This window comes from Achromobacter sp. Root83, assembly GCF_001428845.1.
GTDB lineage: Bacteria > Pseudomonadota > Gammaproteobacteria > Burkholderiales > Burkholderiaceae_B > Achromobacter.
In genome coordinates this window covers 626,322-652,724 of record NZ_LMIU01000001.1, presented here as the reverse complement: position 1 = coordinate 652,724, position 26,403 = coordinate 626,322, and the positions used below count along the sequence as shown (strand labels likewise).

Sequence of the window (26,403 nt, the reverse complement as noted above, 5' to 3'; positions counted from 1 at the left end):
CACCTGGCCTTGTCTACATTGGCCCCACGCGCAATCCGCGCGGACAACAGGAGCCGGCATGGACCCCTCCCCACACAGCCTGGACAACCCGATCTGGACCGCCCTTGTCACCGAACAGGCCCACCTGGGTTTGCGCGACGCATTGGCTTGCCGGTATCACCCGGACGTGGCGCCGTTCGCGGCGATGGAATCCGAATCTCGCGAAGCCTGGCTCGCGTTGGGCCGGCTGTTGCCTGCCGGCCAGCAGGTGGCGCTGCTTTCATCCGATCCGGTCAAGCCGCCGGCTGCGCTACGCGCCCAGCCGGTGGGCCTGATTCACCAGATGGTCGCCACCCGCCGCGACACCCGCGCCCCGGACGATCCGGACATCGTGACGCTGGGCCCGGCCGATGCGCAAGACATGCTTGAACTGGCCCTGAAGACCAAGCCCGGCCCCTTTTGCAAGCGCACGCACGAAATGGGCCGCTATATCGGCATCCGAGCGCAGGGGCGGCTGATCGCGATGGCGGGCGAACGGATGCACCCCGCCGGGCACGTCGAAATAAGCGCCGTATGCGTGGACGATGCGTGGCGCGGCCAGGGCCTTGCAGGCCGCCTGATGAAGCGCCTGGCTGGCGGCATCTGGCTACGGGGGGAGTCCCCGTTTCTGCATGTGCTCGGCAGCAACCTCAATGCGATCGCGCTGTACGAACGCCTTGGCTTCGCGTTGCGGCAGCGGTTGTCTCTGACCCTGATCGGGCACGCGGAACAAGGCGCGAACCCGCCGTAGCGGGGATGCGGGTCCACTACGCAGTGCCGAGAAATCTCGAAAACGCTGATTGCAGTTCGACACTTTTGACGGCCGGCGCATGCATCGCCCGGCGCGCGGCGACAGTACAATCGCTTCCGCTCTCTTCATCCCTTTTGCGGTCGCCGCGCCCCTCCTCCCCATGTCCAATCTCATCGTCCACGGCGGCACTCCCCTGCGCGGCCGCGTCACTCCTTCGGCCAACAAGAACGCCGTGCTCCCGATCCTGTGCGCCACGCTGCTGACCGATCAGCCGCTGCGGCTGCATGGAGTGCCGGACATCACGGATGTCCGCAAGATCCTGGACATCTTCCGCACGCTGGGCAGCCAGGTCCGGCTGGACGATGCAACGCGCACGCTGGAGCTGCACCATCGCGACACGGCGTTCGACGCCGCCCGGCACCGCCTGCCCGAAGAAATGCGCTCGTCCATCATGCTGGTGCCGCCGCTGTTGGCCCGCTTCGGCGTGGCGCGGCTGGAAGACAACGTCAAGGGCTGCACGCTGGGCGTGCGCGAGATCGATCCGCACGTGGACATTTTCCGTTCGTTCGGCGGTGAAGTGGAGCGCACCAGCGGATCGTTGCTGGTGCGTGCGAGCGGCCCGCTCAAGCCCACCCATCACTGGCTCGACTATGCGTCGGTGACCACGACCGAGAACTTCGTGCTGTGCGCGGCGGCGGCAGAAGGGGAGTCGACGTTGACGAACGCGGCGTCCGAGCCGCATGTGCAGGAATTCTGCCGCTTCATGGCGATGATGGGCGCCGACATCGATGGCATCGGCACGTCGCGGCTGACGGTGGGCGGCGGCGTGCGCTTGAAAGGCGGCGAATTCACCTTCGAAGAAGACTTCCACGAAATCACGACCTTCCTGGCGCTGGGCGCGATCACGGGCGGCGACGTGGTGGTGCGCAACAGCACGCCCGGCAATTTTCCGCTGATCGACCGGACCTTCGCCAAGTTCGGGGTGCGGATCGAGCACAAGGATGGCTGGTCGCGCGCGCTGCGTTCGGGTCCGCTGAAGGTGCAGACGCCCTTCACCAGCAACGTGCTGACCAAGGTCGAGGCGGCGCCGTGGCCGTATTTCCCGGTGGACCTGCTGCCCATCTTCATCGCGCTGGGCGTGTGCGCCGAGGGCAACGCGATGTTCTGGAACAAGGTCTACGACGGCGCGCTGGGCTGGACGGGCGAACTGTCCAAGTTCGGCGCCCATGTGTTCTCGTCGGACCCGCACCGCGTGGTGACCTTCGGCGGCAACCCGCTGACGCCGGCGGTGGTGGAAAGCCCGTACATCATCCGGGTGGCGATCGCCCTGTTCATGGTGGCCAGCAGCATCAAGGGCCGCTCCGAAATCCGCAACGCCACGCCGATCCGCCGCGCCCATCCGCGCTTTGTCGAGAACCTGCGCAGCCTGGGCGTGCAGGTCGAATGGGCCAACGAGGAATAAGGCCGCCACGGCCGGGGGATGCAGTATCCTTGGCAGCCGGACAAGGACTTTGCCGGCCGCCCAGGCCGAGCGCCCGGCGCGCATGCGCGGGATGGGAGCCCGGATGCTATTGGTGTTTGACGACTGCGTGCTGGACCTGGACCGGCGGGAACTCTCCCGGGCATCCCAGGTTGTCGCCACCGCGCCCCAGGTTTTCGACCTGCTGGTCTACCTGGCGGAAAACCGCGAGCGGGTAGTCAGCAGGGACGACCTGATCACCGCGGTCTGGGGCGGACGGATCGTCTCGGAATCCACCCTGGCCAGCCACATCAACGCCGTGCGCAAGGCGGTCGGCGACAGCGGCAACGAACAGCGCGTGATACGCACCATTCCTCGCAAGGGGTTCCGGTTCGTCGCCGAGATCGCCTTTTCCGCTCCGCACGCCACGGACCTGTCCGCCCTGGCCTTGCAGCCCGAAGCGGCGGTCGCGGTCCCCGCCCTGCCCTCCGGGCCCTCCATCGCCGTCCTGCCCTTCGTCAACCTCAGCGCGGACCCCGAACAGGACTATCTGGCGGACGGCGTGGTGGAAGACATCATCGCCGCGCTGTCGCAGAACCGCTGGCTGTTCGTCGTGGCGCGCAATTCCAGCTTCACCTACAAGTCCCGCGTGGTGGATGTGAAGCAGGTCGGCCGCGAACTGGGCGTGCGCTACGTGCTGGAAGGAAGCTGGCGCAAAGCCAGCAACCGCGTCCGCATCACCGGCCAGCTCATCGACGCCACCACCGGCGCGCACCACTGGGCCGGGCGCTTCGAAGGCGTGCTGGACGATATCTTCGAGCTTCAGGACCAGGTGACCCAAAGCGTGGTGGGGGCGATTGCGCCGCAACTCGAACGCGCGGAGATCGAACGCGCGGCCCAGAAGCCCACCGGCAGCCTGGACGCCTACGATTACTACCTGCGGGGCATGGCCAGGCTGCATCAAGGCACCAGGGAGTCCATCGACGAGGCCCTGCCGCTTTTCCATCAGGCCATCCAGTCCGACCCGAACTTCGCGTCGGCCCATGCCATGGCGGCGTGGTGCCATTGCTGGCGCAAGGTGAACGGCTGGATGGCCGACCGTCCGCGCGAGATGGCGGAAGGCGCCAGCCTTGCGCGCCGCGCGATCGAACTGGACAGGAACGACGCCGTCGCACTGACCCGTGCCGGCCATGCGCTGGGCCACCTGGGCGGCGATCTCTCCGCGGGCGTCGCCTTGCTGGACAAGGCGCTGGTGCTCAATCCCAACCTGGCGGCGGCGTGGTTCCTGGGCGCGTTTCTCAGGCTCTGGCATGGCGAGACCGACGAAGCCATCGAGCACTTCACCCATGGCATGCGCCTGAGCCCCCTGGACCCGGAGCTATACCGGATGCAGGCGGGCATGGCGACCGCCCATCTTTTCCTGGGCCGTTACGACGCCGCGATACAGTGGTCGGAAAAGGCGCTGCGCGACCTGCCGAGCTTCCTGATGGCGGCGGCCATCGTCGCGGCCAGCCACGCGCTGGCGGGACGCACCGAAGACGCGCGGCGCGCAATGGCGCATTTGCGCAAGCTGGACCCGGCCCTGCGGGTGTCGAATATCACGGACTGGCTGCCCATCCATCGGCCGGACAATCTGGCCGCGCTGGCCGACGGACTCAGGCAGGCGGGGCTGCCGGAATAGCGCCCTGCGCGGGCCGCTTGAAGCAGAGGACCCTGCTTACCAGCTTCTGCACGTCTTCGCCGAGCTGGTTCGACGTGATGCTCTCCAGCACGACAATTCCGCGATCCGGCTTTGAGCGCGACGGCGTGATGCTGACGATCGTGCTGGTCACCTGCAATGCGTCTCCCGGCCGCGTGGGCCGTGTCCAGTTGATCTCGACGCCGGCGCCGATGACCCCGCCCGCCAGGGGCACGCTCTGAACCAGCAGGCGCATCGTGATCGCCGCGGTATGCCAGCCGCTGGCCGCCAGGCCCTGAAAGAACGAGTCCTTGGCCGCCTCGGCGTCCAGATGGAAAGGCTGGGGATCGAACTGCTCGGCAAACCGGATCACCTGTTCCGTGTCCAGCGGATGCGGCACGCTGACGAACACGTCGCCAACGGCGAGGTCTTCATAGAAAAGCGGCTGAGGACGTTGCGTGGATGCCATGCTGATGTCTCCTGCGGACCCCGTTTCAAGCGCACGATGGGCCGGTTGCGTATGCGCTTGTCAGCATAATCTTTTTGACGATCCCGGCGGAATCGCGGGGGTTCAATGATCTACGCCAAATCGATCCGAATTATGAATTTCTGACTTGCTCCTGAATGTTATCGTGATGCCTCCATCCCTACCCGCGCCCGGTCCGCGCGCGGTTCAGATTGCCGTACACAAGGAGTTCCAATGAAGCTGATCCCGTCCCTGTTGCTGGGCGCCGCCGCGCTGATGCTGAACGTTGGCGTCACCGCCGCGCCGGTGACCTATGACCTGGATCCCTCGCATACCTACCCAAGCTTCGAGGCCGATCACTTCGGCGGCCTGTCGACCTGGCGCGGCAAATTCAACCAGTCACGCGGCGTGGTCGTGCTGGACCGCGAGGCGCGCACCGGCACGGTGGAGGTCACCGTGGACATCAATTCGGTGGACTTCGGCCACGACGAGATGAACAAGCACGCCCTCGCCCCGGACATCTTTGACGCCGCCAAATACCCCACCGCGACGTTCAAGGGCAAGATCACGAAGTTCGACGGAGACCGTCCCGACGAAGCGACGGGCGACCTGACCCTGCGCGGCGTCACGCGGCAGGTCAAGCTGGATATCGACGACTTCAAGTGCATCGACCATCCGATGGTCAAGCGCGAGGTCTGCGGCGCCGATGTGTCCACGGAATTCAGCCGCAAGGACTTCGGGCTGAACTTTGGCCTGGATATGGGCTTCAAGCCTGAGGTGGAATTGAAGATTCAGGTCGAGGCGGTGCGCCGGCCCTGAACGGCGCTGCCACTCAGCCGGACCGGAAATGCGCGGGCCTGGTGCTAAGGCCCTCGCGCAGTTTGCCGCGCCCTTCCCGGCTACTCCATGCTGCCCTGCTCGCGCCGCGCCCGGGCCAGAAAATCCAGCATCGCGCGGTATGACCCCTCGTTGCCCGCCGCATTCGCCGACGGCGTGCCGCCCGCGTCCAGCAGCAGCCCCGACATTGCATGCGGCTTGTTGATCAGGGTGGCGGGCAGATGGGGGTAGTGGACGTGGTGGCCCGCGCCCGCGCATACGTAGTGGAACGACGGCAGCGCGTGCGCCTGGCGTTGGCGCACGACCATTTCCGAGTAGGCCGTGCTGGGCCAGAAGCCATCGTCCGACGCGCTGATCAGCATCACCGGCCCCGGGTAGTTTTCCACCGGAATGCGTGCGCGTTCGACCGCGGCCGCATCGCGCGTGGCGCTCAGGAAGGCCAGGGTCTGGCGGTATGGCGGCGGGGACGCGTACGCCGCTTCCCAATCCGCCGTGGCATTGTCCTGCCACAGATGCGGCAGGGGCTCGCCCTGCCGCGTCCATACCTGGGCGTCGCGCCCCGTGCCGGGCGCGCCAGCGCTGACCACCCCATGCATGACCGGCGACGGCACATAGGCCACGACGGCGCTCACCAGTTCGGGATAGTGCGCGGCCACCAGCAAGGAGGTCTCGCCTCCGCGGCTGATGCCCGACACGGCGACGAAGCCGTCGCGCGGCTGCAAGGACTTGCGCACCCACTTCAGCGCCGCCTCGAAGTATTCCAGCGGCATGTCGTTCAGGTACTTAGGACGCCCGTCGTAGTTGAAGATCGCCAGCGCCAGGCACTGGTAGCCGCGCGCGGCGAATAGCGCGGCACGCGGCGCGTTCACGCCGCCCGACGAGCCGTTCATGTAGATCACGGCGGGATGCGGGCCGGGGCCGGCGGGCGTGTAGAGCTCGCCCGACAAGGTCATGCCGCCGATATCTTCGCGCACGGACCGGTGCGTCACGCCATCGGCCATGAAGTCCTGAACCAGGATGGCTTCAGCGGACTGGCCGCCGCCTTCGGCGCGCAGATGCACGGTCAGCGTGTCGGTCCTGTCGGGCGGGAACACCACGCGGTCCATGTCCTGGCACACCATGGACCACACGATGCCCATCGCGGCGGGCTCGGCGTAGGCGCCCGACACCGGGCAATCGCGGCGCAGGTCCAGGCGGCCGTCGTGGCCGGCCACGAATACGGCTTCGGAGCACCAGGGCGCGCCGCACATGTCCATGCGGGCGGTGACGGTGATGAAGGCGTAGGCGGGAAAGCCTTCGATGCGGATGTCGCGCTCGACGTCGATCAGCGCGCGTTCGGGCGTAACGGTGATACGGGGCTGATGGGTCACGGGCGCCTCCTCAGGCCTTCAGATCGGTCTTGGGCACGCCATTGGCCTTGATGACCTGGGCCCACATCGCGGATTCGTCGGCGATGACCTTGTCCAGGTCGGCCGACGACGTGAACTCCACGGCCACGCCCTGATCCGCGAACTGCTGCACCAGGCTGGGGTCGCGCGTGCCTTCGCGCACGGCATTCTCCAGCGTCTTCACCACGTCGGCGGGCATGGCGGCGGGGCCGGAAATCATCATGCGCGTGTAGAGCTCGAAGCCGTCCACGCCGGCCTCTTTCATGGTGGGCACGTCCGGCAGGCTGGACAGGCGCTGGTCGGCGGTCACCGCCAGCACCTGCAGCTTGCCCGACTTGATGTTCGGCAGTGCCGACGTCGGAAAATCGAAGGTGCTTTGCACGGTGCCCGCCATCAGATCCAGCAGCGCCGGGCCGCTGCCTTTGTAAGGCACGTCCTGGAACTGCGTGCCCGTCTTGGACTGGAAATGCAGCAGCGCCAGATGATTGATCACGCCGCGGCCGGCGTGCGCGCAGGTGATGTCGCCCGGCTTCTTCTTGGCCAGCGCGATGAATTCCTGCACGTTCTTCACCCCCAGGTCGGGATGCACGATCAGCAGCATGGGCGACTTGCCCATCGAACCGAGCTGCTTGAAATCCGCAGGCTGGTACGGCAGGTTGTTGTACAGCAAGGGATTCAGGATCATCCCGTTGGTGCCCGCGAAGCCCAGCGTATAGCCGTCCGGCTCGGCGCGCGCCACCGCCACGGTGGCGATGATGGCCTGGCCGCCGGGACGGTTTTCGACGACGACATTCTGCTTGAGCGTCTTGCCCATCCGGTCGGCCAGCGCGCGGGCGGCGATATCGGTCAGGCCGCCAGGCGCGAAGCCCACCAGCAGGCGCACCGGCCGGGTGGGAAATGCATTCTGCTGGGCCCAGACCGGGCGCGAGATCAGGGGCAGCGCGGCAAGCGCGCCCAGGGCATGACGGCGGGTGAATCGCATACGGCTCTCCAGACTAAGGCAATGGCCAGCACGCGGCCAGGGAAAGGCCGCGAGGCTACACAATGAAAAGGGGAAGGACGCACAGGCCGGTCGCCGAATGGCGGCGGTCACAATGATCGTATGTTGTATGCAATACAACCGATGGGCTATCTAGGGATATCCCGGTGCGGCGGGGGGAAGTGACCCGGATATTTCGCGGATCGGTATTTGGTATCCGATCTGCGGGGCGATGGCGCGATGGTGTGAACGCCCAGTGGTCGAGCGCGGCGATCCGGGAGGCTGCCCGCCGGGCCGAGCCGAGCCGAGCCGAGCCGAGCCGAGCCGCGCCGAGCCGAGCCATGCCAAGCCGGGCCATGCCGGGCCATGCCGGGCCGGCCCCGGTACGCAGCCGGCGGCAGACAGCGGGCAAAGCCGCTGCGCCGGCTGCCTTGTCAGGCTTTGGTCATCAGCTTCTTCCAGCCTTCCACCCCGAGCTTGTTCATCGTATCAATGTTCTTTTCGTAGATGTCGGCCGCGTCGGGGAAGGACTCGACCGCGCGGTCGATGCTGTCTTCGCGCAACAGGTGCAGGATGGGATACGGCGAGCGGTTCGTGTAGTTCTCGATATCGTCAGGCTGCGTATCCGCGAACTGGAATTGCGGATGGAAGGTCGCGACCTGCAGTTCGCCCACCAGGCGCATGCGCTTGAGCAGGCGGTCCGACAGCTCTTCGAAGTCGTTGAAGTCCAGGAAGTCGTCGAGCGTGTCGGGGATGATCAGCAGTGTGGTGTCGATCTTTTCGGGATCGGCCTCGGCCAGCAGCGCCAGTTCGTCCTGCAGGTCGGTCAGCACGCCCTCGGGGTCGGTGGCGTCGCTGACCGCAAAGCGGATCTGATCCTTGACCTGCACCGCCTTGGCGAAGGGACAGAGGTTCAGGCCGATCACGGCCTGGTTCAGCCAATGGCGGGTTTCCGCCACCACGTTGGCGTAGGCATCAGAGGTGGAAATCATGCCGGCATCGCTGCCATCGTCTGGGCCACGGCGGCGGTCAGCTTCTTGCCGTAGGGCACGTGCAGGAATTCATTGGGGCCGTGGGCATTGGACTTGGGGCCCAGCACGCCGCAGACCATGAACTGCGCCTTGGGGAAACCCTTTTGCAGAATGCTCATCAGCGGGATGGTGCCGCCCTGGCCGATATAGCCGCAGGACGCGCCATAGTATTGCTGGGACGCGGCATCCAGGGCCTGCGTCAGCCAGGCGGAGGACGCGGGCGCGTTCCAGCCGGTGGCGGCGCCTTCGTTGGCCTTGAAGATCACCTTGGCGTTGTAAGGCGCGTCGGCTTCCAGCAGTTCCTTGATTTCCTGCGAGGCGGCCACGGCGTCCACCAGCGGCGGCAGGCGCAGCGACAGCTTGAACGCGGTGCGGGGGCGCAGCACGTTGCCGGCGCTGGACAGCGGCGGCAGGCCTTCGGCGCCGGTCACCGACAGCGTCGGGCGCCAGGTGCGGTTCAGCAGGGCCTCTTCGGGCGCGGTCGTCATGGGCAGCACAAAGCTGCCATCGCCGCCGCAGCTCCAGGGGAAACGGCGCCAGACTTCGTCACCCAGAATGCGGGCCGTGGCGCTGACCTGCTCGATGCGTTCGGCGGGAATTTCGCAATGCAGGCTTTGCGGCAGCAAACGGCCCGTGGCGCTGTCTTCCAGGCGGTCCAGCAGGTGGCGCAGGATGCGGAACGACGACGGCACTACGCCGCTGGAGTCGCCCGAGTGCACGCCTTCGTCCAGCACCTGGACTTCCAGGGTGCCGGCCACCATGCCGCGCAGCGAGGTGGTCATCCAGAGCTGGTCGTAGCTGCCGGCGCCCGAATCCAGGCACACCACCAGGGCCACGTTGCCCAGGCGGTCGCGCAGCGCATCCACGTAGGGCAGCAGATCGTAGCTGCCGGATTCTTCACAGGTTTCCACGATGCCCACACAACGCGGACGGGGCACGCCCTGCTTGTCCAGCGCCATGATGGCGGTCAGCGAGGCGTACACGGCGTAGCCGTCGTCGGCGCCGCCGCGGCCATAGAGCTTGCCGTCTTCGTACTTGGGCGTCCACGGGCCCAGGCCCGCGCGCCAGCCCGAGAATTCGGGCTGTTTGTCCAGGTGGCCGTACAGCAGAATGGTGTCGCCGTTGTCGCTGCGCGTGGCGGGCGCGTCAAAGAAGATGACGGGCGTGCGGCCCGGCAGGCGGATGACTTCCAGCTTCAGGCCGGAGACCTTCTGCGCCTCGACCCATTGCGCCGCATCACGCACCACGCGGTCGATGAACGCGTTCTTTTCCCAGTCGGCGTCAAAGGCCGGGCTCTTGGCCGGGATGGCGATGTAGTCGGTCAGCGCCGGGATGATCTCGTTGTCCCACTTGTCGTCCACGAAGTCCTGGAGGGCCTTCGGATCGAGGGTGGGCGGCAATGCGTCGTCGGGGATGCGTGCGTTCATGGCGCGGGATCCTGTGAGTGCGGGGAATGGGCAAACCGCTATTTTATGCCTGCGCGGCCGGCGCGGCATCTTTTCGCCGTCCGTTGTCAGGAAGGCAGCTTTCGCCCGCCCATCTGCGCCCACACGCCGGCCCATGAGCGCCCCCGCGACCTCCGAGCCGAGCCAGGCCGAGCCACTACCCCGCCGCTATCGGGCCGCGTAGGCCTCGATCCGGCCCCACACTTCCCGGGCCAGCGGCTTGGCGTTGCCGACCGGCTGATACAGCCGGATCTCCATATGGATGTCATTGCGGGCGCCGTCGGCGCGCACCAGGGTGCCGTCGCGCAGGTCGGATTCGACCAGGGTGTTCGGCAGCCAGGCTAGCCCGAAACCCTGGCGCGCCATTGCGTGCAGCGCGTCGGCCAGGTCCGACTCGTACATGGTCTGCAGCAACGGCACCTCGCACAGCCCGCGCAGCTTGTCGTGCAGGATGCGTCCCAGCGACATGCTGTCGGCATAGGCCAGGAACGGCACCGGCGGGTCCGAGGCCAGCTTGGGCACGGCGTACCGGGGGTAACGGCCGCCCGGCGCGACCGGCGCGCTGACGGCGACCAGCTTGTCGGCGCCCACGCGCCGGCAGCGGTAATTGGGGTTGTCGATCTTGGCGTACAGCGGCTCGTGCGCATGGCACAGCAGGAAATCGACCTCGCCGTCCTCCAGCATGTCGACCCCGTAATTCAGCGTGGTCGTGACGACCTTCAACTGGAATGCGGGCAGGCCCCGTTGCACGCCCGCCATCAGCCCGGGCAGCACCGAATGCGCCAGCGTCTTGCCGGACGCGATGGTGATCTTGCGGGCGCGTTCCTGCTCGGGTTTTTGCAGGGTTTCGCGCGTTTCCCGAAGGATGTCCAGCACGTCGATCGCGGCGGCCAGCATGCTGCGCCCGGCCGCGTTCAGCGTGGACACCTGATGGCCGCGTTCAACCAGCGGCACGCCCGCCCACGCTTCCAGCGCCTTGATGCGGCGGCCGAATGCCGGGTGCGTCACGCTGCGCGACTCCGCGGCCTGGAACATGTTGCGCGACTTCGACAGCGCGACGAAGTCCTCCAGCCATTTGATATCCATGCGCGTCTCTTCTCCATGCCCCTGCCCGCCGCCCTGTTTATCCGGGGCTGGGCCTGTGTTTGCCTGTCGTTCATCGACTGTGCCGTTTCGGCACAGAGACTGCGCATTTTGCACAAGACAGAAACACCTTGCAACTAATATCCCCGCATCCACCCCTGGAAAACCCTATGTCAGACACCCCTGTCCTGCTCAAGTCCATTCGCAGCCACTTCCTGGGCGGCGCCGACGCCGTGGCCGGCGGCGTGCCGATGCAACAGCAGAAGGTGGTCGGCAACGCCTTGCCCCGGCTCATCGACATGAACGGCGGCTACAGCGTCGGCCAGTTGTATGTGCAGGAATACCGGCTGGTCCAGCCGCGCCACCCCTGCCCCGTGCTGCTCTGGCACGGCGGCGGCATGACGGGCGCGCAGTGGGAGAGCACGCCCGACGGCCGCCAGGGCTGGTTGTGGCGGCTGCTGCAGGCGGGCTACGACGTGTTTGTGTCCGACGCGCCGGAGCGCGGCCGCGCATCTTGGGCGATGTATCCCCAGGTGTACGACTCCGCGCCCATATTCCGCTCCAAGGAAGAGGCCTGGCGCCTGTTCCGCATCGGCCCGGCCTCGGGCTACGCCCCCGCCGGCGAGCCGCGCCAGGCCTATCCGGGGCAGCAGTTTCCCGTCGACGCCTACGACACGTTTGCCAAGCAGTTCGTGCCGCGCTGGCTGACGCACGGCGACATGGCGCTGGACGCCTACCGCGAACTGCTGGACCTGGCCGGTCCGTGCATCGTCATCGGCCATAGCCAGGGCGGCGGCTTCGCCACCGTGCTGGCCCAGGAATACGCCGCCACCGTGCGCGCCATCGTCGCGGTGGAACCCACCGGCACCCCCGCCCAGGCCGCCTGCCAGTTGCCCCCGCAACTGCTGGTCTGGGGCGATCACTTCGACGCGGACGACACCTGGCAGCGCTACCGCGCCCAGACGGACGCCTATTGGAATGCCCTGCGCGTGGCCGGCCAACGCGCCGACGTGCTGGACCTGCCCGCTGCCGGCATTGCCGGCAACTCGCACTTCTGCATGCTGGATCGCAACAGCGACCACATTGCCGGATTGATCGTCGATTGGCTCGCTCGCAGCCTCGACTAACCTTCTCGTGGAGATACCGATGACCCTGAAGAAAACCACCATTGCCCTGGCGCTGCTGACCGGCGCCACGCTGGCGGCCGGCGCTTCGGCCCAGCAGGCCGACTACCCGAGCAAGCCCATCCGCATGATCGTGCCGTTCGCCCCGGGCGGCACCGCCGACATCATCGGCCGCGTCTTCGCCGCCCAATTGGGCACCGAACTGGGCGCCACCGTCGTCGTGGAAAACAAGGCCGGCGCGGGCGGCTCGATCGGCACGCGCTATGTAGCCGACGCCCCGGCCGACGGCTACGTCGTGCTGCTGGCCTCGTCCAGCACCCACGGCACCAACCCCGCCGTCTACAAGAACCTGACCTACGATGCGTCGCAGGACTTCACCGCTATCACGCAGCTGGTCACCGTGCCGGGCGTGCTCAGCGTCACCAAGGACTTTCCCGCGGCCGATCTGAACGCCCTGATTGCGGAATCCAAGGCCAATCCGGACAAGTACACCTACGCCTCCTCGGGCGCGGGCGGCCTGGGCAACCTGGCCATGGAACTGATGAAATCCATGACCGGCGCCAAGCTCATGCACATCGCCTACCGTGGCGCGGGCCCCGCGTTCACGGACGTGATCGGCGGCCAGGTGTCGATGATCTGGGAACCGGTGCCGGCGTCCCTGCCGTACATCAAGAGCGGCCAGATCCGTCCCATCGCCATCGCCGCGGACGCGCGTTCGCCGGAACTGCCGGACACGCCGACCTTCAAGGAAGCCGGCCTGGCGCGCTATGAAGCCAATGCCTGGAACGGCCTGCTGGCGCCCAAGGGCCTGCCGGAAGACGTGAAGAAGAAGCTGCACGACGCCTCGGTCAAGGCGCTGAACACGCCCGAAGTGAAGGCCAAGCTGGCCAGCCTGGGCGGCACCGTGGTGGCAGGCTCGTCGGACGCCTTCCAGCAGGTGATCGCCAGCGACGTGAAGAAGTGGAAGAACGTGGCGGCCGACGCCAAGATCCAGCTCGACCAGTAATGGAAAAGGCCCCGGCGCGCTGAGCGCCAGGGCCTCCTGGATGGTCTTGCGGCCGGCCTTCGTGGCCGGCCTTTTCAATGGCGGATCAGGCGCCGATCAGCGCGGGCTCACCGCCCCGGCCTTCCAGCGCCGGCGCTTCGGCGTCGATCACGCGGCCCGTCTGCAGCTTGAACACCGCAACGGCTTCGCGCAGGCGCTGCGCCTGGGTTTCAAGCGACGCCGCGGATGCCGCGGCCTCTTCGACCAGCGCCGCGTTCTGCTGCGTCACGCTGTCCATCTGCGACACCGCCTGGTTCACTTGCTGGATGCCTTGCGACTGTTCTTCGGAGGCGCTGGAGATCTCGTTGATGATGTCCGTGACGCGACGCACAGAGGTCACGATCTCTTGCATGGTGGCGCCGGCGGCTTCCACCTGGTCCGAACCCAAGGACACCTTTTGCACGGAATCGTCGATCAGGCCCTTGATTTCCTTGGCGGCGGCGGCGCTGCGCTGCGCCAGGGCGCGCACTTCGCTGGCCACGACCGCGAAGCCCTTGCCCTGCTCGCCCGCCCGCGCCGCTTCCACGGCGGCGTTCAGCGCCAGGATGTTGGTCTGGAAAGCGATGCCGTCGATCACGCCGACGATGTCGGCGATGCGGTGCGAGCTGTCGGCGATGCCGCGCATCGTGCCCACCACGTCGCCCACGGCCTGGCCGCCGCGCGTGGCGACGGCGGACGCCGCCACCGCCAGCTGCGACGCGTTGCGCGAGCTTTCGGCGTTGTTCTTTACCGTGGAGGACAGCTCGTCCATGCTGGCGGCCGTTTCTTCCAGCGAAGCGGCCTGCTGCTCGGTACGCGAGGACAGGTCGATATTGCCCGCGGCGATTTCGCGCGAACCGGTGTGGATTTCTTCCACGCCCAGCCGCACGGCCGACACGGTGCGCGCCAGGCTGTCCTGCATGCGCTTGACGGCGGCATACAGGATGCCGATTTCGTTGTTGCCACGCTGGTCGATGCGGTTGGTCAGGTCGCCGGCGGCGATGCGGTCGAACAGGCGTCCGGCTTCGTGCAGCGGACGGAAGACGGAGCGGCCGAAGACGATGTACAGGGCCACCACCAGCACCGCCACCACGGCAAGCAGACAGATCAGGAACACGATCGCGCCGTTGATGCGCGTGGAGGCTTCGCGCGCCACGCGCTGGCCGACGTCGTCCGCATAGTCCACGTACTTCTGGATGGACTGGGTGAAGGTAATGCCCAGCGGCGTGACCTTTTCAAGGTTGATGCGGCCGGCTTCCTTGGCATTGCCCGCGCGGATGGCGGCGATCAGCGGCGCGATGGCGTCGCGCGCGTAGACGTCGTGCGCAGCCAGGGCGGCATCGAACAGGGGTTTGCCTTCCGCTGACAGTTCGGGCTGCTTGCGGGCCGCTTCGATCAGGTCAACGGCCTTTTTGGTGTAGCCGTCCAGCCGTTGCATGCTGGCCATGTTGTCCAGGCTCTTGCCTTCCAGCAGCGCGCTTTGCGCCGCCAGCAGCACCACGCGTGCCCGCAGCAATTCGGACGCGGCATCGTCCAGCGAGTTGGCGCGGACCAGGTTGGTGTCCAGCAGCACCTCGATAGAGGTGCGATTGGACGTGAGTTGCTGATAGACCGCGATACCGGTTACCAGGAAAAGGGTGAAAAAGACGGCCAAGGCGGTCGTCAGGATTGCGCGGATACTTAAATTCTTGAACATTGATGCCACTCCGGGGGTTGCGTAACGCTATCCCTTTAACGGCGCAATGCAATGAAAAGTTAAATATCTCATTGGGTTACACGCACATTACGGCCTAGCCGGAGAGAAATCAGCGCAAAACGAAAGGATTGCCGGCCACGGCTCCGGTATTGAGCCAGACGCTCTTGACCTGCAGATATTCATTGATGGCGTCGATCCCGTTTTCCCGTCCAAGGCCAGAGTCCTTGTAACCCCCAAACGGCGCCATGAAGCTGACCGCGCGATAGGTGTTGATCCAGACGGTTCCCGCCTTGAGCTTTTCGGACATCCGCAGGGCGCGGGCCATGTCCTGCGTCCAGACAGCAGCCGCCAGACCAAAGCGGATGTCATTGGCGATGTGCAGCGCCTCGGCCTCATCCTTGAACCGGATAATGCTCAGTACCGGGCCAAAGACCTCTTCCTGTGCGATTCGCATCGAGTTGCGCACATCGCCGAAAATCGTGGGCTCCACGAACCACCCCTTGCCGCACTCCGGCCGTTGCGCGGCCTGCCCTCCCAGCAACAGCGTCGCGCCCTCCCGCTGGGCTATGCCTATGTAGTCCAGCACTTTTTGGTACTGCGGCGGCGTGGTGACGGGACCGACCTGCGTCGCTGCATCCATCGGGTCGCCCATGCGTGCCGGCCGGGCAAGCCCCACCAATTGTTCGACGAAGCGATCGTAGATACTGTCCTGCACCAGCAGGCGCGATCCGGCAATGCATGTCTGCCCGGTGGCGGCAAAGATGCCGGACACCGCACCGAACACCGCCTGCTCCATATCGGCGTCGTCAAAGACGATGTTGGGAGACTTGCCGCCCAGTTCCAGCGACGTGTGCTTGAGCAGCCGCGCCGCCTGTTCGTTGATCAGGCGCCCGGTCTGATCCGAACCCGTGAACGTGACTTTCTGCACCAGCGGATGCTGTACCAGCGCGGCACCCACCTCATGGCCAAAGCCGGTCACGACATTCAGCACGCCAGGCGGAAAGCCAGCCTCTTCGAACAGCTCCGCAAACTCCAGCGTAGACGCCGAGGTGAACTCGGAGGGTTTCACCACCACGGTGCAGCCCGCCGCCAACGCAGGCGCGATCTTCCAGGCCAGCAACAGCAACGGAGAATTCCAGGGAGTGATCGCGGCGACCACGCCAAGCGGCTCGCGGCGCGTGTACGCGAAGTAGCCCTTCTTATCCAGGGGCAGCGTCGATCCGTGTATCTTGTCCGCCAGACCGCCGTAGTACCGGAACCATTGCGGCACATAATTGAGTTGCCCGTGCATCTCGGCCAGCAACTTGCCGTTATCGCGGACCTCCGTCTCGGCCAGTTTGCGGGCATCGCGTTCGATCAGATCGGCCAGGCGGTACAGCAGCAGGCCGCGCTGCGTGGCCGTCAGGTCGGCCCAGTCGCCTTCCGAAAACGCCCGATGCGCTGCCTGCACGGCTACATCCACATCCGCCGCGTTGCCGCGTGGGATGCGGGCCCAGGCCTGGCCGGTGTATGGGTTCTGGGTCTCGAACCAGTCGTCCGACGCCGGGGCAACTGGCGCCCCGGCAATTCGCATTGCATATGTCTTCATTGCAGCCTCCTGGCCGACATGCGGAATGGCAGCCGAGCAGGCTGCGCCTGTTCAGAACGTCGGCAGGCCGAGCGCGGCGCGGAACCGGTTCTTGACGTGTACGCCATCGCGCGGCGGCAACGCGCGCGGGGGCTCGTCGGGACGGATGAAAACCTGCGCAAGCGACACGCCGCCGCGCGCATTGACGCGTTCGGCGACAGCGCCTGCTTCGTCGATGCTCGCCACGCGGCGCGCATCGGCAATGCCGAAACCACGCGCTACGGCGACCAGATCCGTGCCCAGGCTGGTGTGGCTGCGCTGCATGCCCGTCTCGCCAAAATGGCCATTGTCCAGCACCACGATGGTCAGATTCTTGGGCTGTTTGACGCCGATAGTACCGAGGCTGCCCACGCCCATCAGCTGTTCGCCGTCGCCAGTAATGACCAGCACGGACCGGTCCGGTTGCGCCAGCGCCAGGCCCAACCCCATCGCCGCGGCTGCGCCCATGGCGCCCCAAAGATAGAAGTTGTGATCGCGGTCGCCCGCGGCGAACACGTCGTACGACGGCGAGCCCAGGCCCGTGACCACCAAGGCGTCCGGCGTGGCCTGGAGCAGTTGCGACACAAAGGCGCGCCGGTCCACGGCGGCTTGCGGATTCAATGCGGATGACATCAGTTGCGCTCCCATTTTTTGCGCCCGATCAGGGTCTGCGACAACAGCACGGCGACCTGCTCGCCGGCCAGGAAAGCCGAATCCACGGCAGCGCCGACGATCTCCCCGACCTCGTCCGGATCGGACGCCCGCAGGACGGTAATGCCCATCAGTTCCAGCGCCTGCTGCGTGGTCTTGCCCATCGGGCCTTGCCAGGGATTGAACTCGGCGTACTCGCCGCGCATGGTCACCAGCGTCAGGAAAGGGAAATTGCAGGCGCGCAGCAGCGAGAACATGTTGACGCAGTTGCCCACGCCGCTGCTCTGCATGAGCAGCGCGGCGCGCTGCCCGCCCAGCCAGGCGCCGCTGACGACCGCGACGCCCTCTTCCTCGGTGGTCAGCACCACGTCGTTGATATCGGGATCGGTTTGTGCCTGGCGGATGGCGTAGGCATGGCCGGCGTCCGGCACGTAGGCAATCTGCCGGATGTCACCGGCCTTCAAGGCGTCAAACACGGCCTGCTGCCATGCCGGCGCTTCTTTGCTTGCGGAGCTCATGATGCGTATTTCCTATGGCTATGTGATGAATGCCATCTTATATCGCTATAAAATGAGTCAATAAATAGAATTTTGTGATGGATCTCATGACGCATCCGCATACCAGGAGAAGACGGTGGATCTGAAGCAACTCAAGGCATTCGTGACGGTTGCGGAAACGGGAAGCGTGACGGCGGCCGCGCGCCTGCTCAATATCGTGCAGCCCGCGGTGTCGCGCCAGCTGAGGCTTCTGGAAGAGGACGTCGGCATCGCGCTGTTCACGCGCGGACGCCACGGCATGGAGCTCACGGACGCTGGCAAAACGCTGGGCGACTACGCGCGCCGCGCCCTGACCGAACTTGACCGCGCCCGCGCGGAAATCCGTCCATCAAGCGGGACGGTAGGCGGCATCGTCACGGTCGGCCTGCTGCCCAGCACCGCCGACATGCTGTCCAGCGCATTGCTGCGCGCGGTGGCCGCAAACTATCCCGGCATCCGGCTGCGCCTGACGTCGGGCTATGCCGGCCACCTGCAATCCTGGCTGGAGACCGGCGATGTGGACGTGGCGCTGCTCTACGACTCCAAACCCAATCCCGCCTTGAAGTTCCGGCCGCTGCTGGACGAAAGCCTGTGGTTTGTCGGCCCGCCGGCCAGCGGGCTGGACAAGCGCACCCCCGTGCGCATGGCGGAGGTCATCGGACGCCCGCTGGTCCTGCCCGGCGCGCCGCATGGCCTGCGCTCGCTGGTTGAACAGGCCGCGCGCACCCAGGACATCGAACTCGACATCGTTGCCGAAACCAACGCCATGAGCGTGCAGAAGCGCCTGGTTCTTGACGGACACGGCTACACGATCCTGCCGTCGATTGCCGTGGTGGACGATGTGGATCGTGGAATCCTGGCCGCAGCGCCGGTCGTCGACCCCGTGCTGACGCGGCGTATCGTGCTGGCGCAGCCCGCCGCCCGCACCATGGCGAACTCCGTGCGATGCGTCACGAAAGAACTGGTCCAGTGCATCCGCGATGCCGTGGAACGCGACCAATGGCCCTCGGCGCATTGGCTGGCGAAGTAAGGCACACGGCTACTCCCATCTCCCTTCGTGATGATTTCCATCACAAAATTCTATTTTTTCCGTTCTTTCATAACGGATTAATCTGGGTGCGACCCGACGGCACCCAAGTGCCGCGCACCTCCTCGATACGCCATGGAGCAAGAGGGAGGGCCTGATTAACAGGAGACAAACCATGCGCTTTTCCCTCAAGCGTTGGGCGTTTTGCGCCCTCGCGTCCGCATTCAGCGCCGCAACGCTCGCCGCAGCGCCCTACCCTGACAAGCCGATCCGGCTGATCGTGCCATGGCCAGCGGGCGGTTCGGCGGATACGATCGGCCGTTCTCTGGGCGATGCGCTGGGCAAGCGCCTGAACACGACCGTCGTGGTGGAAAACGTGGCGGGCGCCTCGGGCACCATCGCCACCTCGCAATTCACGCGCGCCGCGCCGGACGGCTATACCTTGCTGCTGGCCAGCAGTTCTGCGAACGTGTCGGCGCCGCACCTGTTTGCGAAGGTGCATTTCGACCCTATCAAGGATTTCACGCCCATCGGCGAAGTGGCGCTGGTGCCAAGCGTGCTCATTGTGTCGGTGGATTCCCCGTACCAGCGCCCCGCGGAGATCGTGGCCGCGGCCCGCAAGCAACCCGGCAAGCTGTCCTACGGATCGGGAGGCACGGGCAACTCCGGGCATCTGTCTGGAGAACTGTTCCGCGCACTGAATCAGATCGATGTCATGCATATCCCCTACAAGGGCAACAACCCGGCCCTGACGGACCTGATGGGCGGCCGGCTCGACTTCATGTTCGACAACGGCGCGATCGGACATATACAGGGCAAGCGGGTGCGCGCGCTGGCGGTCGCCTCGGATTCGCGGCTCAAGGCCTTACCCAACGTGCCGACCTTCGCGGAATTGGGCATGCCCGACATGCAACTGACCACGTGGTTCGGCCTGGCCGCGCCTGCGGGCACGCCGGCCGACATCGTGGGCAAGATCAGCGCCGCGTTGAACGCCTCTATGTCCGACACGGCCTATGCGGACCGGCTTGTCGCCATGGGCGCCGAACTACGCAAAAGCACGCCCGCTGCATTCACGGCCTTCTGGGCGGACGAGCTGGAGCGCTACCGGCGGATCATCCAGTCAGCAGGCATCAAGGTCAACTAGGCCATAACGGCGGACGAAAGATCCGCCCGGGAGACAAGCGTGAAACTCAAGACTGTGCAGAATGTCTTTTTTGCCGCAGCGATGGCTGTCGCCGCCGGCACGGCCCATGCGGCGTGGCCGGACGACCGGCCCATCGAACTGGTAGTGGGCTTTGCGCCGGGTGGCGGCACCGATGTGATGGCCAGGCTCGTGGCGCAACACATGGAGAAGCGGCTGAGCGACAAGGCAAGGATCATCGTCATCAACAAGCCCGGCGCGGGAGGAGAAATCGCCGTCCGCTACGTGGCGGCAGCCAAGCCGGACGGCTACACGCTGGGCATGATCAATGCGCCCGGCTTTGTCTATCTGCCGGTGCGCAAAGGCGCCAAATACCGCCCCGAGGACATCCGCCTGATTGCCCGCCTGGTTGACGATCCGCTGCTCTTCATCAAGCGGCGCGGTTCGCCGGCGCCCGACGACCTGCAGGCGCTGGTTGCAAAGCTGAAGAAAACGCCCGAATCTGCATCCTTCGGCCACAGCGGAGATGGAACCACGGGCCACCTGGCGCTGATGGACATGGAACGCAGCCAAGGCGTCCAGGGCACCAGCGTTCCGTTCAAGGGCGGCGGCGACATCCGTCTGGGCGTACTGGGAAACCATATCGACTACGGCTTGATCACGGTTAGCGAAGTGCCGGAGTTGAATGAACCGAACGGCCCGTTCGCCGCCATTGCCATCACTGGTGAAAAGAGGCTTAACGCGATTCCCACGGCCGACGAATCGGGTGTGGCGCTGCGCTACTCTTCCGAGCGCGGGATGGGGGGGCCGGCAACGCTGCCCGATTCCATCGCAACGAAGCTGGAGCGCGCGCTTGCCGATACGCTGAAGGATCCGGCGTTTCTGGCCGCCTCCGGCCGCGACGCCGCAGTCCTTGCGTTTTTGCCCGGACCGCAGTGGAAAGAAAGCCTGGACCGGCAAGCCCGCGCTTTTGCCGAAGACGCCACGGCAAGCAAGTAAAACGGCGCATCGCGTGCAACCGGGATATCGCGCGTAACCCGCGGATATCCCGCTCAGGCCGGGCCTTGCCCGGCCTTTGCTGCGGGTCGCGCTTTGTAGCGATCTTGCAGCCACGCCACAGCCACATCGACCAGCGGATGATGACGCTCGGTATTCCAGGCCAGCGCGGCAGTTACCACCATGACCTTCTCCTTCAAGGGCCGCACCACCACATTATCGGGCGCCAGTTTCTTCATGGATGCCGGCACCAGAGCGACCCCCTGACCGCAACTGACGTAGGCGACCTGGGATGCGACCGAACGGACCTCATGCAGCACACGGGGCGCAAAGCCATGCGAACGGCAGACAGCGGCGAGCATGTCGAAATACACGGGGCTGACCTGGCGTGACGACATGACCAACTGCTCGGCCGCCAGAGACTGCAGGCGCACGCGTGACAGCGCTGCCAGCTTATGGTCTCTCGGCAGCGCGACGGCCAAACGGTCTTCTGTCAGCGGCAATGTGGCGATTCCCGCGCCCACCTCGCCGTCGATCCTGACGAATGCCAAGTCCAGCTTGCCCTCGGTCAGGCCGGGCACGGCTTCGGCGCTGTCGATTTCACGCACGAATACCGTCAGATGCGGATGCGCCCTACGCAGTTCATTGAGCAACGGGGGCACGGTATCCAGCATGGCCGACGTGATCGCGCCGATGTGCAGCACACCTGATTGGCCCGAGGCGACTTCGCGCACCACACGTTCCAGATGTTCTACCTGGCCAGCGAACTGGCGCACGGCCGGCAATATCGCCGCGCCTGCCGCCGAAAGCTGCGTGCCCCGGCGCGATCGATCGAACAACTGCAGTTTCAGCGATTGCTCAAGCACCTTTATCTGTTCCGTCAGAGGCGGTTGCGACATGCCAAGGCGCGCCGCCGCCCTCCCGAAGTGCCGTTCCTCGGCCACGGCAAGGAACATCCAAAGCTGCCGTATCAATCTGAAGTCGATGGTGCTCATGCGAAATCCATCCAGCGAGGGCCGTCCTTTAATCCGAAAACGGTATCACAGAGTTCTCTTAATAGAAATTTATCTATCAGAACCGCCTGTCGATAATGCAAGCAACTCTCTCAGGAACCGACCTCATGTCCCAACGCTCCGTGCTTGAACGCCTTGCCTCGCTGGACACCAACACCGTGTCCGACGCCCTCGACTTCCTGGGCCTGCCCGGGGCCACCTACGGACTGCAGCCACTTTGGGACTGCCCCAAGATCGTGGGCCGCGCCAGCACCATCCAGCTCGGCCCCAAAGCCGACGCCAAGCCGTCGGTGCATCTGATCTCCCCAGTCATCGATGCCGTGCAGTCCGATGACCGCGTGCTGGTGATCGCCGGCGGCGCGGACGGCATCTCCTGCTGGGGCGACATCCTTGCCAACGCCGCGCGCGCCAAACAGGTCCGAGGCTCGGTGATCGACGGATTAAGCCGCGACATCGAAGGCAGCGAATCTATCGGCTATCCCGTATACGGGCGCGGCGTGACCATGATCAGCGCCCGCAATCGCGTGGTCCAGATCGACTCGGGCAAGCCGGTGCAGATGGCCGGCGTGACTGTTCAGGAGGACGATTTCGTCATCGCCGACCGCTGCGGCGCGGTGTTCGTATCCGCGGCTCGCATCGAAGAGGTGCTGGATCTGGGAGAACGCATCGCCCAACGTCAGGACGGGATGGTCGCCGCCGTGCGCGCAGGCCGCTCCGTCGCCGAAGTGATGCACGACAAGGAATTCGAGGCCATCCGCCGCGGCTGAACCGCCGTCACGATTAACACCCACCCATACCAGGAACATATGATGACGAACCCTCAGAAAGCCGCTGCGCAAGACCAGGAACTGGTTTCACTCTTTGAAGGACTGGACACCGCCGGGGTGTCGGATGCCATGGACAAGCTGGGCCTGCACGGCCAGGCCCAAGGCATCATGCCGCTGGCCAACTACACCCGCCCCGTGATCGGCCCTGCCTACACCGTCAGGTATGTGCCCGCGACGGTTCCAGCGGGCACCGTGGGCGACTTCATCGATGACGTGGCTGAGGGCGACGTGGTCGTGATCGACAACGATGGCCGCACCGACTGCACGGTCTGGGGCGACATCATGACGCAGTATGCAGGCCTGCGCGGTATCGCCGGCACGGTGATCGACGGCGTCTGCCGCGACGTGAGCAAGGCGCTGGGCGACAACTACCCGATGTTCACCGCGGGTCGATTCATGCGCACCGGCAAGGACCGTGTCCAGGTCGAATCGGTCAACACCACCGTGGCGGTCGGCGCCGTGCGCGTGGCGCCGCGCGACATCGTGGTGGCCGATGCCAACGGCGTAGTCGTAGTGCCGCGTGAGCGCGCCCGCGAGGTTGCCGATACCGCTCGCCGGATCGAGACCGTCGAGGCCGCCATCCGCGAACGCATCAGCCCGGGCGCCACCATCCGCGAGGCGCGCGCCGCTCTGGGTTACCACATGCTGCAAAGGAAGGCCGGGTGACAAGGGACATGAACACCCGCTTCCACTCGCCGGTAGCTGCCGGTTGAACAGCTACCGGCCGGTGGACCCACGAAAGACGGCAAGTGCTGGACAGATCAATCCACAGTAGCGCCGGACAGCTTCACCAGCGTGGCCCACTTGTCTATCTCCTGATCCAGGAATACCCGGAACTCCGCGGGCGATTGGCTACGCGGCGTCGATCCCTGGTCCATCAGCACCTTGCGAAAACCCGGATCCTGCGTCACCGCCTTGATGGCGCCGGCAAGCTTGTCAACGATGACATCGGGCGTACCCGCGGGAACGAACACGCCGTTCCACAGCGACACCTCGAAGCCGGGCAGCGCCTCGGCCACGGCAGGGACATCCGGCAGGCGCGAGGCCCGGTCCTTGGTGGTGACGCCCAAGGCGCGAAGCTTGCCGCTTTCCAGATACGGAAGCACCTCCACCAGCGGCGAGAACACGGCTTGGACCTGACCGCCCATCAGATCGACGTTCGCGGGGGCTCCCCCCTTGTACGCCACATGGACCATGTCGCCCTTGGCCATGGCGTTGAACAGCGCGCCGGAAAGATGGGAGGCGGAGCCATTGCCGGCGGAACCATAGTTGATGGGCGCAGACTTCTTCTGCACATAATCCACGAACTGCGCCAGCGTCTTTGCCGGAACTGCGTTGTTAATCGTCAGCACGTTGGGAATCGCGGCTACCTGCGAAACCGGCACAAGATCCTTGCGCAGGTTGTATCCCATATCTTTGTACAGGGTTACGTTGGTCGCGCTGGTGCTGGTCGCCAGCAACAGCGTGTACCCGTCGGGCGCCGCCTTGGCCGCCACGGTGGAACCCAAGTTGCTACCGGCGCCCGCGCGGTTCTCGACGATCACCTGCTGGTTCAGATTCTTCGCGAGCTGCTCGGCCAACAACCGGGCCGTGGCGTCCGTGCTTCCGCCGGCAGCAAATGGAACGATCAGCGTGAGCGGCTTGCGCGAGGGCCAATCGTCGCCGGTTGCGGCAAGGCTGCTGGCGCTCACACAGGCGCCCAATGCAAGACCGAGGATGATACGTGGGGTCATGTTGTCTCCGTTATTTGGAATATGTGCTGCATGACGGGGCGCCGAGTCGCCTGCGCGGCTGCCCGGGGAACTGGAATTCGGTTGTGCAGGAGCGCACGCACCGCGTGCATAGCCATGCCGCGCCACGCGCGCGATGAGAATTCAGGAAGAGCGGGCGCTATCTCGGCCCGGGCTCGCGGCCACGCTCGCCCTGGGCGTTACCACGACGGTCCCCGCGTCGGCATCGAGCTCCACCCAATCGCCGGTCGCGATGGCCTGGGTCGGGTTCTGGTCCAGGTGGGCAACCACGGGAATGCTGCCGATGATTGCGCCTATCGTGGTTATCGGCTCCGGAGTGACCTGGATGAACGCCACGGGCGCGGTACCGCGCGAAACCATGTCGTAGATCTTGTATGAGCCGCCGGTAGAGCCCTTTCCGGTCAGGAACACCAGCACCTTTCCCGAAATGTCGACCCCTTCGAGCTCATGCCCGGGCTCGGTCACGACGCCCGTCATGTTGTCCACGCCCCCGTTGAAGCTGATGGCTTCTGCCGTTACCACGGCTTCGCCGCGGGCCTTGCCCGTGACGATCTTGCGCCCCTTCAGAACCAGCTGTTCCGCTGCCATGATTGCTTACCTCCAAACGCCGCTGACAGCGGCCTTCATGACGCGGTCCAGGTTTCCGTAGTGAGTCGGCAAGCCGAACTGCCCTGGCGCATAGAAAGCCATCTTGGCCGAATTGGTCGTCAAGGTGCGATAGCCCTTGGTGGGGGCAATCACGCGGCTGCGAGCGAGGAATGGACAGGTTTCCCGTACCACGGTCCCACCGGCGTCCTTGATGGTCTGTATGTATCCCATGCGCTCGGCCATGGCGTACATCGCGCCGGCCGTCGTGACCCATAGGGCCACATCCGGATGTACGCGCTGGCCCTCCAGCGCCTCGGCGACCTCGCGGATCTCCTGCACGGAAGCGTTGGGACAGCCGACCAGGATCCAATCCACATGATCGGACGGCTCCTTGTTCAGCGCGGCCTCCGCCTTTTCCTTTTCTGCCTGGTCGAACACAAGCACCTTCTCCGGTTCCTTGCCGCCGAACGCCGCCTCCAGCGTGGGAGCCTCGGGAGTCACACCCACTGCGTGGAACATGCTGACGGCCCCGGAGGCGGCCAGCGCGGCGCTGAGCGCCTTCAGATCCTCCAGCGTCGGATCCGAACGGATTCCCTGGAACACGGGCGTATCCTGCCCGGCGATTCGCCCCGCGAAGTAGCCGAGCGTTCCGAAATCAGTCATGTCATCAAGAGACGTTTCGACCTTGATGAGAAGTTTGCCGTAGCGGTTCTCCTTCAGGTGAAAGCCATACTCGGGGGTGCGCCCCGTCAGGGCCGTGGCCAATGCGCTGGGGCCGCCCTCGCGGTTGGTTCGGGCGCCGCATACCGAGTTTGCGAACACTACTGCTGACGATTCGCCCCAGGCCATGTGTTCGCCAAACCGCGGACTGTTGCCGACCAGGTACGGGATGCAGGTATTACAGGTGTTCGCGCCCATCCCGGCATAGGCATCGGTCAGGCGCGTCTGCAGCACGCTGTCCGACTCGGGGATACCGATCTCGCGCCACTGCACTGGATCCACGGCGGTCGGGTTCGTCGTGACGCGGGTGACGAAGGTGCCGCCCTGCTTCCTGATGTCTTCGACAAATCGGGTGCCGGCCTCTTCCGCCACCAGCACGGACGATCCCGCCATATGAACGTTGTTGACGGGCAGTAGTTTTTCCGCGCCGAAGCTCTCGCCCAGCGCCACCAGGATTTCCATGGCCTTCTGAACGGCCGGGCCGCTCTTGCCATGCAGCATCCCTGTTTCTTCATCCGTAAGGAACATACGCCAATCTCCGTTAAGTCCAGTATCGAGGCCTGGTAGC

The 26,403-nt window shown here is 65.6% G+C and carries 25 protein-coding genes; 11 read left to right on the top strand and 14 right to left on the bottom strand.

The window, feature by feature from the left end; genetic code table 11:
• Positions 1-58: 58 nt before the first annotated feature.
• The 3 genes from ASE30_RS02895 to ASE30_RS02885 all read left to right on the top strand — a co-directional run bounded on the left by ASE30_RS02895 (position 59) and on the right by ASE30_RS02885 (position 3,909).
• Complete coding sequence (locus tag ASE30_RS02895; RefSeq protein WP_057282729.1) at positions 59-769, top strand: GNAT family N-acetyltransferase; 711 nt, start codon at positions 59-61, stop codon at positions 767-769.
• A 160-nt stretch (positions 770-929) separates the two neighbouring features.
• Positions 930-2,231: a UDP-N-acetylglucosamine 1-carboxyvinyltransferase gene (locus ASE30_RS02890; protein WP_057283247.1), complete on the top strand. Its 1,302-nt coding sequence runs from the start codon at positions 930-932 to the stop codon at positions 2,229-2,231.
• A gap of 103 nt (positions 2,232-2,334) precedes the next feature.
• A complete protein-coding gene (locus ASE30_RS02885) occupies positions 2,335-3,909 on the top strand; it encodes a winged helix-turn-helix domain-containing tetratricopeptide repeat protein (protein ID WP_057282728.1) in 1,575 nt (524 codons plus the stop codon).
• On the opposite strand, the gene ASE30_RS02880 is transcribed toward ASE30_RS02885, so the two are convergent.
• On the bottom strand, positions 3,884-4,375 hold the full coding sequence (locus ASE30_RS02880) for a MaoC family dehydratase (protein ID WP_057282727.1): 492 nt from the start codon (positions 4,373-4,375) through the stop codon (positions 3,884-3,886). The two genes, ASE30_RS02885 and ASE30_RS02880, sit on opposite strands and share 26 nt — an antisense overlap.
• 231 nt (positions 4,376-4,606) lie before the next feature.
• Here ASE30_RS02880 and ASE30_RS02875 point away from each other — a divergent pair, with 231 nt between their 5' ends.
• Positions 4,607-5,191 carry a YceI family protein gene (locus tag ASE30_RS02875; protein ID WP_057282726.1) on the top strand — a complete coding sequence of 195 codons (585 nt, stop codon included), beginning with the start codon at positions 4,607-4,609 and terminating at the stop codon, positions 5,189-5,191.
• An 80-nt stretch (positions 5,192-5,271) separates the two neighbouring features.
• Here ASE30_RS02875 and ASE30_RS02870 read toward each other — a convergent pair whose 3' ends face one another.
• The 5 genes from ASE30_RS02870 to ASE30_RS02850 form a co-directional block, all read right to left on the bottom strand.
• Positions 5,272-6,579, bottom strand: coding sequence for an acyl-CoA thioesterase/bile acid-CoA:amino acid N-acyltransferase family protein (locus ASE30_RS02870; protein ID WP_057282725.1), 1,308 nt, complete (start codon positions 6,577-6,579; stop codon positions 5,272-5,274).
• Positions 6,580-6,589: 10 nt separating this feature from the next.
• Positions 6,590-7,579, bottom strand: coding sequence for a tripartite tricarboxylate transporter substrate binding protein (locus ASE30_RS02865; protein WP_057282724.1), 990 nt, complete (start codon positions 7,577-7,579; stop codon positions 6,590-6,592).
• Between the two features lie 431 nt (positions 7,580-8,010).
• On the bottom strand, positions 8,011-8,568 hold the full coding sequence (locus ASE30_RS02860) for a DUF1415 domain-containing protein (RefSeq protein WP_057282723.1): 558 nt from the start codon (positions 8,566-8,568) through the stop codon (positions 8,011-8,013).
• Entirely contained in the window at positions 8,565-10,034 is a 1,470-nt protein-coding gene (locus ASE30_RS02855; RefSeq protein WP_057282722.1) for a M20 family metallopeptidase, read from the bottom strand. Before ASE30_RS02855 ends, ASE30_RS02860 begins: the two co-directional genes overlap by 4 nt.
• Positions 10,035-10,220: 186 nt before the next feature.
• Entirely contained in the window at positions 10,221-11,138 is a 918-nt protein-coding gene (locus tag ASE30_RS02850; protein WP_057282721.1) for a LysR family transcriptional regulator, read from the bottom strand.
• Positions 11,139-11,305: 167 nt separating this feature from the next.
• Here ASE30_RS02850 and ASE30_RS02845 point away from each other — a divergent pair, with 167 nt between their 5' ends.
• Both ASE30_RS02845 and ASE30_RS02840 read left to right on the top strand, forming a co-directional pair.
• Entirely contained in the window at positions 11,306-12,262 is a 957-nt protein-coding gene (locus ASE30_RS02845) for an alpha/beta fold hydrolase (RefSeq protein ID WP_057282720.1), read from the top strand.
• A 19-nt stretch (positions 12,263-12,281) separates the two neighbouring features.
• Positions 12,282-13,265, top strand: coding sequence for a tripartite tricarboxylate transporter substrate binding protein (locus tag ASE30_RS02840; protein ID WP_057282719.1), 984 nt, complete (start codon positions 12,282-12,284; stop codon positions 13,263-13,265).
• A gap of 85 nt (positions 13,266-13,350) precedes the next feature.
• On the opposite strand, the gene ASE30_RS02835 is transcribed toward ASE30_RS02840, so the two are convergent.
• The 4 genes from ASE30_RS02835 to ASE30_RS02820 form a co-directional block, all read right to left on the bottom strand.
• Positions 13,351-14,979, bottom strand: a complete 1,629-nt coding sequence (locus ASE30_RS02835; RefSeq protein ID WP_057282718.1) for a methyl-accepting chemotaxis protein — start codon at positions 14,977-14,979, stop codon at positions 13,351-13,353.
• A 109-nt stretch (positions 14,980-15,088) separates the two neighbouring features.
• A complete protein-coding gene (locus tag ASE30_RS02830) occupies positions 15,089-16,567 on the bottom strand; it encodes an aldehyde dehydrogenase (protein ID WP_057282717.1) in 1,479 nt (492 codons plus the stop codon).
• A 51-nt stretch (positions 16,568-16,618) separates the two neighbouring features.
• Entirely contained in the window at positions 16,619-17,218 is a 600-nt protein-coding gene (locus ASE30_RS02825) for a thiamine pyrophosphate-dependent enzyme (protein ID WP_057283246.1), read from the bottom strand.
• Entirely contained in the window at positions 17,218-17,754 is a 537-nt protein-coding gene (locus ASE30_RS02820; RefSeq protein ID WP_057282716.1) for a phosphonopyruvate decarboxylase, read from the bottom strand. The genes ASE30_RS02825 and ASE30_RS02820 overlap by 1 nt, the downstream gene beginning before the upstream one ends.
• 115 nt (positions 17,755-17,869) lie before the next feature.
• On the opposite strand from ASE30_RS02820, the gene ASE30_RS02815 reads away from it, so the two are divergent.
• The 3 genes from ASE30_RS02815 (at position 17,870) to ASE30_RS02805 (ending at position 20,939) form a co-directional block, all read left to right on the top strand.
• Complete coding sequence (locus ASE30_RS02815) at positions 17,870-18,802, top strand: LysR substrate-binding domain-containing protein (RefSeq protein WP_057282715.1); 933 nt, start codon at positions 17,870-17,872, stop codon at positions 18,800-18,802.
• Between the two features lie 172 nt (positions 18,803-18,974).
• Positions 18,975-19,943, top strand: coding sequence for a tripartite tricarboxylate transporter substrate binding protein (locus ASE30_RS02810; protein WP_057282714.1), 969 nt, complete (start codon positions 18,975-18,977; stop codon positions 19,941-19,943).
• Between the two features lie 39 nt (positions 19,944-19,982).
• Positions 19,983-20,939 (top strand): tripartite tricarboxylate transporter substrate binding protein, encoded by a 957-nt coding sequence (locus ASE30_RS02805; protein ID WP_057282713.1) that lies wholly within the window; start codon positions 19,983-19,985, stop codon positions 20,937-20,939.
• A 53-nt stretch (positions 20,940-20,992) separates the two neighbouring features.
• Here ASE30_RS02805 and ASE30_RS02800 read toward each other — a convergent pair whose 3' ends face one another.
• Positions 20,993-21,931: a LysR substrate-binding domain-containing protein gene (locus ASE30_RS02800; RefSeq protein WP_057282712.1), complete on the bottom strand. Its 939-nt coding sequence runs from the start codon at positions 21,929-21,931 to the stop codon at positions 20,993-20,995.
• Positions 21,932-22,056: 125 nt separating this feature from the next.
• Here ASE30_RS02800 and ASE30_RS02795 point away from each other — a divergent pair, with 125 nt between their 5' ends.
• Together ASE30_RS02795 and ASE30_RS02790 are read left to right on the top strand one after the other, a co-directional pair.
• Positions 22,057-22,716, top strand: a complete 660-nt coding sequence (locus ASE30_RS02795; RefSeq protein WP_057282711.1) for an RraA family protein — start codon at positions 22,057-22,059, stop codon at positions 22,714-22,716.
• 42 nt (positions 22,717-22,758) lie between these two features.
• Positions 22,759-23,442: an RraA family protein gene (locus tag ASE30_RS02790; RefSeq protein WP_057282710.1), complete on the top strand. Its 684-nt coding sequence runs from the start codon at positions 22,759-22,761 to the stop codon at positions 23,440-23,442.
• 95 nt (positions 23,443-23,537) lie between these two features.
• Here ASE30_RS02790 and ASE30_RS02785 read toward each other — a convergent pair whose 3' ends face one another.
• From ASE30_RS02785 to ASE30_RS02775, 3 genes are all read right to left on the bottom strand, one after another.
• Positions 23,538-24,509 carry a tripartite tricarboxylate transporter substrate binding protein gene (locus tag ASE30_RS02785; protein WP_057282709.1) on the bottom strand — a complete coding sequence of 324 codons (972 nt, stop codon included), beginning with the start codon at positions 24,507-24,509 and terminating at the stop codon, positions 23,538-23,540.
• A gap of 141 nt (positions 24,510-24,650) precedes the next feature.
• Positions 24,651-25,115, bottom strand: coding sequence for an aconitase X swivel domain-containing protein (locus ASE30_RS02780; RefSeq protein ID WP_057282708.1), 465 nt, complete (start codon positions 25,113-25,115; stop codon positions 24,651-24,653).
• Positions 25,116-25,121: 6 nt separating this feature from the next.
• The gene (locus ASE30_RS02775) at positions 25,122-26,363 is read right to left on the bottom strand and encodes an aconitase X catalytic domain-containing protein (RefSeq protein WP_057282707.1); all 1,242 of its coding nucleotides are present in this window, start codon (positions 26,361-26,363) and stop codon (positions 25,122-25,124) included.
• Between the last annotated feature and the right edge of the window lie 40 nt (positions 26,364-26,403).

Excerpts from the sequence above, each read along its gene's own strand:
- ASE30_RS02875 (WP_057282726.1), top strand. The coding sequence starts at position 4,607 with ATGAAGCTGATCCCGTCCCTGTTGCTGGGCGCCGCCGCGCTGATGCTG.
- ASE30_RS02895 (WP_057282729.1), top strand. The coding sequence starts at position 59 with ATGGACCCCTCCCCACACAGCCTGGACAACCCGATCTGGACCGCCCTT.
- ASE30_RS02780 (WP_057282708.1), bottom strand. The coding sequence starts at position 25,115 with ATGGCAGCGGAACAGCTGGTTCTGAAGGGGCGCAAGATCGTCACGGGC.
- ASE30_RS02855 (WP_057282722.1), bottom strand. The coding sequence starts at position 10,034 with ATGAACGCACGCATCCCCGACGACGCATTGCCGCCCACCCTCGATCCG.
- ASE30_RS02860 (WP_057282723.1), bottom strand. The coding sequence starts at position 8,568 with ATGATTTCCACCTCTGATGCCTACGCCAACGTGGTGGCGGAAACCCGC.
- ASE30_RS02885 (WP_057282728.1), top strand. The coding sequence starts at position 2,335 with ATGCTATTGGTGTTTGACGACTGCGTGCTGGACCTGGACCGGCGGGAA.
- ASE30_RS02890 (WP_057283247.1), top strand. The coding sequence starts at position 930 with ATGTCCAATCTCATCGTCCACGGCGGCACTCCCCTGCGCGGCCGCGTC.
- ASE30_RS02810 (WP_057282714.1), top strand. The coding sequence starts at position 18,975 with ATGCGCTTTTCCCTCAAGCGTTGGGCGTTTTGCGCCCTCGCGTCCGCA.
- ASE30_RS02865 (WP_057282724.1), bottom strand. The coding sequence starts at position 7,579 with ATGCGATTCACCCGCCGTCATGCCCTGGGCGCGCTTGCCGCGCTGCCC.
- ASE30_RS02790 (WP_057282710.1), top strand. The coding sequence starts at position 22,759 with ATGACGAACCCTCAGAAAGCCGCTGCGCAAGACCAGGAACTGGTTTCA.
- ASE30_RS02825 (WP_057283246.1), bottom strand. The coding sequence starts at position 17,218 with ATGTCATCCGCATTGAATCCGCAAGCCGCCGTGGACCGGCGCGCCTTT.
- ASE30_RS02880 (WP_057282727.1), bottom strand. The coding sequence starts at position 4,375 with ATGGCATCCACGCAACGTCCTCAGCCGCTTTTCTATGAAGACCTCGCC.
- ASE30_RS02850 (WP_057282721.1), bottom strand. The coding sequence starts at position 11,138 with ATGGATATCAAATGGCTGGAGGACTTCGTCGCGCTGTCGAAGTCGCGC.
- ASE30_RS02775 (WP_057282707.1), bottom strand. The coding sequence starts at position 26,363 with ATGTTCCTTACGGATGAAGAAACAGGGATGCTGCATGGCAAGAGCGGC.
- ASE30_RS02800 (WP_057282712.1), bottom strand. The coding sequence starts at position 21,931 with ATGAGCACCATCGACTTCAGATTGATACGGCAGCTTTGGATGTTCCTT.
- ASE30_RS02785 (WP_057282709.1), bottom strand. The coding sequence starts at position 24,509 with ATGACCCCACGTATCATCCTCGGTCTTGCATTGGGCGCCTGTGTGAGC.
- ASE30_RS02835 (WP_057282718.1), bottom strand. The coding sequence starts at position 14,979 with ATGTTCAAGAATTTAAGTATCCGCGCAATCCTGACGACCGCCTTGGCC.
- ASE30_RS02820 (WP_057282716.1), bottom strand. The coding sequence starts at position 17,754 with ATGAGCTCCGCAAGCAAAGAAGCGCCGGCATGGCAGCAGGCCGTGTTT.
- ASE30_RS02845 (WP_057282720.1), top strand. The coding sequence starts at position 11,306 with ATGTCAGACACCCCTGTCCTGCTCAAGTCCATTCGCAGCCACTTCCTG.
- ASE30_RS02795 (WP_057282711.1), top strand. The coding sequence starts at position 22,057 with ATGTCCCAACGCTCCGTGCTTGAACGCCTTGCCTCGCTGGACACCAAC.
- ASE30_RS02830 (WP_057282717.1), bottom strand. The coding sequence starts at position 16,567 with ATGAAGACATATGCAATGCGAATTGCCGGGGCGCCAGTTGCCCCGGCG.
- ASE30_RS02840 (WP_057282719.1), top strand. The coding sequence starts at position 12,282 with ATGACCCTGAAGAAAACCACCATTGCCCTGGCGCTGCTGACCGGCGCC.